General features: G+C 36.9%; 6 protein-coding genes and 1 pseudogene. 2 read left to right on the top strand and 5 right to left on the bottom strand.

What is annotated here, in order from left to right; translation table 11 throughout:
- From Q0L29_RS00190 to Q0L29_RS00175, 4 genes and pseudogenes are all read right to left on the bottom strand, one after another.
- Positions 1–223, bottom strand: a pseudogene (locus Q0L29_RS00190) (alpha-ketoglutarate-dependent dioxygenase AlkB); the annotation flags it as partial.
- 127 nt (positions 224–350) lie between these two features.
- The gene (locus tag Q0L29_RS00185; protein WP_296618239.1) at positions 351–1,100 is read right to left on the bottom strand and encodes a hypothetical protein; all 750 of its coding nucleotides are present in this window, start codon (positions 1,098–1,100) and stop codon (positions 351–353) included.
- 133 nt (positions 1,101–1,233) lie between these two features.
- Positions 1,234–1,668 (bottom strand): universal stress protein, encoded by a 435-nt coding sequence (locus Q0L29_RS00180; protein ID WP_296618238.1) that lies wholly within the window; start codon positions 1,666–1,668, stop codon positions 1,234–1,236.
- 244 nt (positions 1,669–1,912) lie between these two features.
- On the bottom strand, positions 1,913–2,650 hold the full coding sequence (locus tag Q0L29_RS00175) for an ankyrin repeat domain-containing protein (protein WP_296618237.1): 738 nt from the start codon (positions 2,648–2,650) through the stop codon (positions 1,913–1,915).
- A 268-nt stretch (positions 2,651–2,918) separates the two neighbouring features.
- Here Q0L29_RS00175 and Q0L29_RS00170 point away from each other — a divergent pair, with 268 nt between their 5' ends.
- Positions 2,919–4,121, top strand: a complete 1,203-nt coding sequence (locus Q0L29_RS00170) for a hypothetical protein (protein WP_296618236.1) — start codon at positions 2,919–2,921, stop codon at positions 4,119–4,121.
- A gap of 10 nt (positions 4,122–4,131) precedes the next feature.
- On the top strand, positions 4,132–5,796 hold the full coding sequence (locus tag Q0L29_RS00165) for a hypothetical protein (protein WP_296618235.1): 1,665 nt from the start codon (positions 4,132–4,134) through the stop codon (positions 5,794–5,796).
- Between the two features lie 171 nt (positions 5,797–5,967).
- Here Q0L29_RS00165 and lysS read toward each other — a convergent pair whose 3' ends face one another.
- A complete protein-coding gene (lysS, locus tag Q0L29_RS00160) occupies positions 5,968–7,695 on the bottom strand; it encodes a lysine--tRNA ligase (protein WP_296618240.1) in 1,728 nt (575 codons plus the stop codon).
- Positions 7,696–7,914 lie beyond the last annotated feature (219 nt).

Genomic DNA, 7,914 nt, shown 5'->3' with positions numbered 1-7,914 from the left:
TATAAGAAAATGGCTTCTCCCCATACCAAGCCACTTTACGTTTTGTGATAATCTCTTTGCCAAAAATAATGGCTTTATCATGTTCCCATTCTATTTCATTAAATAAACTATCGTAGAAATAGGAAGACTCCTTATCACTGAAAATTCGTCCATAATAATTTACAATACCATCAAAAGGCAATAGGTTTTTGTTAGGATCGAATGGTTCATCAAATATCTTCATATAATAATTTCATAACATCAAAAATCAATGTTTTTGTTTGAAATCAATCCTTATAATTATTGCAGAGCTAATCAAGTGCTTACTAAAACATTAACTTAAATACAAGTAGTTTGTTAAGCTTCTACAGCTATCTGACTTCTGCATATTCATCCAAAGCCTCATAAAAATTTTCAGACTTAATCAAGTTCAATAATGATGCTCCAGCAATTAAGCCCGCTCCTATAAAAACACTTGGTGGAGGCCCTCCCTCACCTGGTGGAGGCAGTCCACCATCATTATTGGTATTATTCAAAATCCCCGTGAGTACTAATACTCCTCCTACACCATACATTAATACTTTTGCTACTGTCACGCCTATACTTTTATCTATGTATTTTAAAGCAGTTGGGTAATCTTTTAAATCCTCCTTCAAATTTGACCTATTCACTGGTTTAGGCATATTCTCATCAATGCTATAATATTGAATATCTTGTTGATGACTAGTGTACATCGGTGTATTATTAGGCCCTACACCACCCATAGTGCTGCTACTTAGTACACTTATCTCATACACTTTAACCCCATTTTTATTTAAAATTTCTTCCCCCCAATATAAATAAGATAGATGTCTTACAGGTACTTTTAAGATAATTTCATTTTTATCAAGGATTCGCACAGAATCAACTTCACTTGCTTCATACCTTTGTTTAAAAGGCTCTTTAATTTTCAAATTGCCATCTCCAAGGATACCTGGACTTCTAAAACTTAAACGAGAGGCTTCAATTTGTTCCCCTGATTTTAGAAATACTGTGTATTTGGATTGACCATGAACAGAAAAAGATAAGGTAATAAATAGAATTATCGATAAGAAAATGAATCTTAAGTACTTAGATGTCATCAGTAGAAATTGAAATTTTAAAAGTTAAAACTAATAAAATATATCCTATAAGAAAACTTTTAATAAAGGCTAAAATACTTCTGGACTGAGGTTTTTTACATGTGGTGAAAAATGGCTTTTTATTATTGACTAATTAGTCTAGCGGTACCATCAAAACTGGTATTTTGGATTCTTTTATAATCTGATCGGAAATACTACCTATAAATGCCTTATAGAGAAAATTATGATCATGATGACCTGTGATGATAAGATCTGTATTGAGCTTTTTAGCTTCCTTTAATATCATTTCTACCGTGGCTCCCTGCACCAATAAGCCTTCTGCTCTAACATCTTTAGCCTCCAATATATGAGCATAGTCTTGCAATAATTTATGCTCAGCACGCAAATCATCTGCCCTTGTATCTCTTATGTATTGAGGCCCTACATCATAACCCACAAAATCAGGATCGGGAGCTGAAATATGAACTAACCATATTTTTGCATTAAATGCTTTCGCCAACTCATAAGCCTTATCCATTAAAAATTCTTCCTGTTCATTAAAATCTATAGAAACCAATATATTTTTCATATCATCTAATTTTAAAAGTTTTATAGTCTATAAAAGTCACTTTCAATATAAGATAATGAACGTAAATTTAAAAGAATGGTGGTTGTTGGTTTAAAAATTAGGGGATGGAATTTAGGGATGATTTACTATATTTTAGTATTTTTTTGCTTTTTGGAACAAGGGTTTCGTTTAAAGTGTATTTAGTTGATTTCAACTTGTCATATGAAATAAATTAGGCTATGCATTTGAGACTGTAATCTCAACTCTATTTCTCCTTAAGCGCATCTTTTATCATGGTTTTTATTTCAGAATTACCACTTTTCTTTGCAAGTTGCCATGTTGACTTTCCATCAGTATCCTCATAATTTAATGGTGCATTATTCTCCAATGCCAATTTAACCATCTTGGGATTACCGGATTTAATAGCTTCATGAATTATAGTTTCACCATCACGCCCTACTACATTTACATTAGCTCCATTGTTAAAGTAAAATTCAGCTATTTCGAATTTCTTTGCATGCAAAGATGCCAAAAGTGGAGTTCCTCCATCATCTGGGGTTGCTTCCATATTTGCTCCATGATCCAATAAAAGTTTAACTAGTTTTAATGACCCACCTTGTGAAGCAAATCGAATAGGTTGTTGGTTTCTTGATGCTCTTTTTGATTTCCAATTCACATCGACTCCATTGTCCAACAATATTTTTACACATTCATATGAATCTGCAATTGCTCCTATCATAATAGGGTGCATCCCATTCTTCTCTTCAAAATTTATATCTGCATTATATTGAATTAGTAAATTTAAGGCTGTTGTATCATTTTTAAAGACTGCAAGCCATACTGGTGTCAATCCTTTAGCATTGAACTGCTCTGTGGGTGCCCCGTCTTTTAAAATATCTTCGAGTTCAATATAATCACGATCTTCTAACGCTTTAAAAATATCTTGAGCGTAAAGAGAATTAGTAAAAACTGTTAAAAGTAAAAGTAGAAATATTCTTTTCATAAAATTATTAATTGATGGTCAATAAAAAGCAAATCTGAAACACTTAAAGAAAAAAAAATTCTAAAGGTTTTGATTGCCGATGAACTAACAATTTAAATATAATAGATTATTTATTAAATCCGGCCGATATATAGGTTTACATATCTCATAAGTAGTTGCCTAAATTCAAATTCCAGAGCTAATCACCTAACATTCATCATTTATGAACAATACAATCGTAGGTATATTGAAAAAAATTGCTAATTTTAATCAAACTTTTTACTAAGCTATGGAAACGCTCGACTTACAACAAGAATCCATTCACCAAATAAATGCCGAAAAAAAGGCGGTGACTATTCCTTTATATCTTTATGCTACCGTTCTGGCCTCCATTAGTATTATGGTCGGTCTTGTCTGGGACATTAGCTGGCATACCAGCATAGGCAGGGACGGCCTTCTTTCTGCTCCACATCTTGCCATTTATTTCGGTGGGGTTCTTGCTGGAATATTTTCTGGCATTAGGGTACTGAAGGTGTCATTTGCAGGAACACCGCAAGAAAAAGAGGAAAGCACCAAGTTTTGGGGGATTTTTCATGGCTCATTAGGTGCATTATTCTGCATCTGGGGCGCCATCGCTATGCTTACCTCCGCCCCTTTTGATGATTGGTGGCATAATACCTACGGCTTGGATGTTACCATTTTATCGCCTCCACATACGGTTTTATTGATGGGAATGGTCATGATACAGTTCGGATCCATGATTACGGTATTATCTGTAAAAAACAGAATGAGAGCAAAGGGCATCAAGGATGATAAGCTTAATAAAGAATTAAAACTACATTTTGCCTTGGCCTCAGGCTTTGTATTATGCATGTTGTTTACGATCGCTTCTGAATATCTTGGGCGTCATGATATGCATAAAGCTTTATTCTATGTTGTAGCAAGTATAATTTTCCCACTATTATTGGTGGCGGTTTCCCGATCGGCACCAGGTAAGTGGGGAGCAACTTCTGCATCTATCGTTTATACCGTTTTCCTAGCACTTATGGTTTGGATTCTTCCATTATTTCCTGCTGAACCTTTATTGGGACCGGTTATGAATCCTATCACTAATTTTCAAGCATTTGAATTTCCTTTATTGATTATCTTTCCTGCTATAGCAATTGACCTTATCACACAGAAATTGGGGAATAAAAATTCATGGCTTCTATCTCTCATTTACGGTATCATTTTTCTAGTAGCTTTATTAGCAGTTCAATGGCCTTTTGGTGACTTCTTAATGTCGGAAGCTGCTCGCAATTGGGTATTCGGAACTGAGAGCTGGTACTTTGGAGCTAATCCTAATTGGGAATTTCGCTATGCCTATGCCGACTGGATGGTGACCAAAGGAGCCGAATTAGTAAAAGGCCTTTCAATAGCGCTTGCAGTGGTATTTTTAAGCTCACGCCTTTCTATCAGATGGGGCAAGTGGATGCAAAATATAATGAGATAATTTAATTAACATGCAAAAAACACTAACAAATCTTGCCATAATCTGCCTTGCATTTATTTTTCAAGGCCATATAGGAAGTCCTGGGATCACGCTTGAAGGGAACGCTGGTCCATATTCTTTAACGGTAGTGGTTAATTCACCGGATGTAATACCCGGCACAGCCAGTGTTGACGTATACGTCACTGATAATGATGTTAAAGAAGTGAAAATCAAGCCCGTTTATTGGTTTGCAGGAGCAGAAGGCACGCCTCGCGCAGATATTGCCTTACCGGTAAAAGGGGAAACTGGTCATTTTAAAGGTGAAATATGGTTGATGAACCCAGGCAGTGCTAGTCTGGAAATTGAAGTAAATGGTGATAAAGGAGAAGGTAAAATCCTGCTCCCTGTAATGGCAGTCTCCACTGCTCAAAAGACTATGGATCCTTCTCTTGGTTGGACATTGGCTGGATTAGGTTTATTCCTCACTATTCTTATGATCACCATCATTGGCTTAAGCAGTGGTGATACGCAAGTGAAGCCTGGTGAAAAAACTTCAGGAAAAGTTAAAAGAAAAAGATGGGTTGGTGCAGCCATAGGTTTTGCTGTGTTGATTTTAGTATTATGGGGAGGCAAAAACTGGTGGGACAGTTGGGAAAAGGATTACCAACGCTTTATGTATAAACCTTTTACTGCCACTACATCCGTCTATCAAAAAGATGATAAACAGATCTTGAAATTTGAGGTGGACTCAACTAAGCTTGAATCCCTTTACCTTACACGAAGCCTAAACTATTTGATCCCAGACCATGGGAAAATTATGCATATGTTTTTAGTAAGGGAAGGTGAATTAGACGTATTCGCACATATTCATCCTAAAAGGTTGGATTCAGCTCATTTTGAGACGGTCATTCCTCCTTTGCCATCTGGTAATTATTATGTTTTTGCAGATGTATCAAGGCTCAGTGGTTTTTCTGAAACCATAGCTGACACTGTTTTTATTCCTGAACCAGAACCACAGCTTGTACAAAACTGGAATGATTCTTTATTACTTGATACAGACGATACTTACTACATTACTGATCCAATTATTAGTAGCGCAGAGCAAGATTTAATAATGCCGGGTGGAGACATAGTCGTTTGCGGTAGTCCAGGAAAAAGGACAACACTTCCAGATGGGTCATTTGTGACACTGGAACTTCCTGAGGAAGGAAAGTTTACAGTTGGAAATTTATACCATCTCACACTCGAAATCCAAAATGAAGAAGGAAAGCCGGCAGAATTAGAGCCCTATATGGGAATGATGGGACATTCTGTAGTATTCAAAGAAGATGGAAGTGTATACATCCACCTTCATCCAGTTGGTTCATATTCCATGGCCTCGCAAGAAACCATGGAAGCAAGACTTACCCCTGGAAGTGGTAGGATAGATTGGGCTGAATTACTCAAACCTAATCTTTTTAGAGATAGTGTTGATCGAGCCATTGCATCATTAAATGCTTTACCTGAAACAGAGCGTGACAGCTTATTAATGATAGGAATGGAGCACCCTTCCATTGATGATCCTGAGCATGAAGGTCATTCTGTTGTGCGTTTTCCTTATACTTTCCCAAAAGAAGGGAAATATCGAATCTATGTGCAAATGAAACGCAACGGGAGAATATTAAATGGGGCTTTTGATGTTGAAGTGGAAGGTTGATAAGAAATCATGGGGATAAGCACTCTAGAATAAATATGAGATGATCCCAGTAAAAGCAAAAAAGCCGGCTATACCGGCTCTTTTTGTCTATTGTCTATGTTTGTGCTACTGGCTAAATCCGATCTGACCTGCGGTACTGACCTATTTTCCCCCTTTGGGGGCTAGGGGGCTTTAACTTGTCCACTCCTTCACATCCTCCGGGCTTACACTCGGAATATCTAATTTCATTTTCTTTTTTAAGCCTGAAATCTGATGATGTAATTTAGTGTGCTTGGTATCTTTTAGTTCTTCAATTGTTCTGATGCCTGCTTCCATTACCACTGGAGCCCATTCCTTTGGTACTCCTGCTTCCACGAAATCTGCTTCTGTGGCTACTTTAGCTTTCTTCTCCGGCTTCATCTGCGGGAAGAACAATACATCCTGTATGGAATTGCTATTGGTCATGATCATGCTCAAACGGTCAATTCCAATACCCAAACCTGCTGTTGGTGGCATTCCGTATTCTAAGGCACGCAAGAAATCTTCATCCAATACCATGGCTTCATCATCTCCTCTTTTGCCTAATTCTAATTGCTCTTCAAATCGTTGACGCTGATCAATCGGATCGTTCAACTCAGAGAATGCATTACAGATTTCTTTTCCGTTACAAATAGCTTCAAATCTTTCTACCAAACCTTCTTTGGTCGGGTGCTTTTTCGCTAATGGAGACATTTCAATCGGATAATCTGTAATGAAAGTCGGCTGAATCAGTTGCGCCTCGCATTTCTCACCGAAAATCTCATCTATCAATTTTCCTTTACCCATAGAATCATCCACAGGAACATGCAGTTTTTCGGCTGTTTTTCTTAACTCCTCCTCATTCATTTCGGAGATATCAATACCTGTAAAATGCTCAATGGCTTCATACATGGTATAACGCTTCCAGGGTCTCTGGAAATTAATAATATTCTCACCCACCTTCACTTCTGTGGTACCGTGTATGTCCATGGCAACTTTTTCTACCATTTCCTCCACCAAATCCATCATCCACTCATAATCTTTGTAGGCAACATACAATTCCACCTGCGTAAATTCAGGATTGTGAAATCGGGACATCCCTTCATTTCTGAAATCTTTTGCAAACTCAAAAACTCCATCATAACCACCTACGATCAATCTTTTTAGATAAAGCTCATTGGCAATCCTTAAATATAAAGTCATATCCAAGGTGTTATGATGCGTTTTAAACGGTCGGGCTGCAGCCCCTCCATAAAGTGGCTGTAGAATAGGAGTTTCTACTTCCAAATAACCTTTATTACCCAAGAAATAACGCATGGAATTGACCAATTGTGTTCTTTTCTTGAAAGTATTACGCACTTCAGGATTAACAATCATATCCACATAACGCTGACGATATCTTTGTTCTGAATCCGTGAAGGCATCATATCTCTTCACATTTCCTTGCTCATCAGTAGTTTCTTTAGTGATCGGCAAAGGACGCAGCGATTTGGTCAGAACAGTCAATTCTTTCACATGAATAGAAATCTCTCCTACCTGAGTAGTAAAAACATAGCCTTTGATTCCGATGATATCACCAATATCTAATAATTTCTTAAAAACAGTATTGTAGAGCGTTTTATCTTCATCCGGGCAAATTTCATCTCTATTTACATAGATTTGAATTCTTCCCGTGCTATCTTGAATTTCAGCAAAAGAAGCTTTTCCCATGATTCTTTTGCTCATAAGGCGACCTGCAATACTGATATTTTTGTAGTTCAGTTTATCGCTCTCATAATTTTGCTTAATGTCCTGGGCGGAAACATTTACATCAAATGACTCTGCGGGATAAGGATTAATCCCCATGTTCGTTAATTCTTCCCTGCTTTTTCTTCTTTCTATTTCCTGTTCGCTTAAATGCATCATTTTTTACTCAATATATTTTGGAATCACTTATCTTCTATTTTAATCTGCAAAGATAAAGGAAAGTATGGTAATTTTTGATATTTAGATACTAGATTCTAGTGCCCAAACACTAGATAGAAAGTGTCAAATATTATCGCTTATCCGGCAAATAGACAATCTACAAAATAAGCCGTTGGCTTATTCAGTTGACAACCACCCTGACAGTGCTTCCTCAAG

Origin of the sequence: Marivirga sp., assembly GCF_024636815.1 — a bacterium.
Classification (GTDB): Bacteria; Bacteroidota; Bacteroidia; order Cytophagales; family Cyclobacteriaceae; genus Marivirga.
This window is presented reverse-complemented; position numbering and strand designations above follow the sequence as displayed.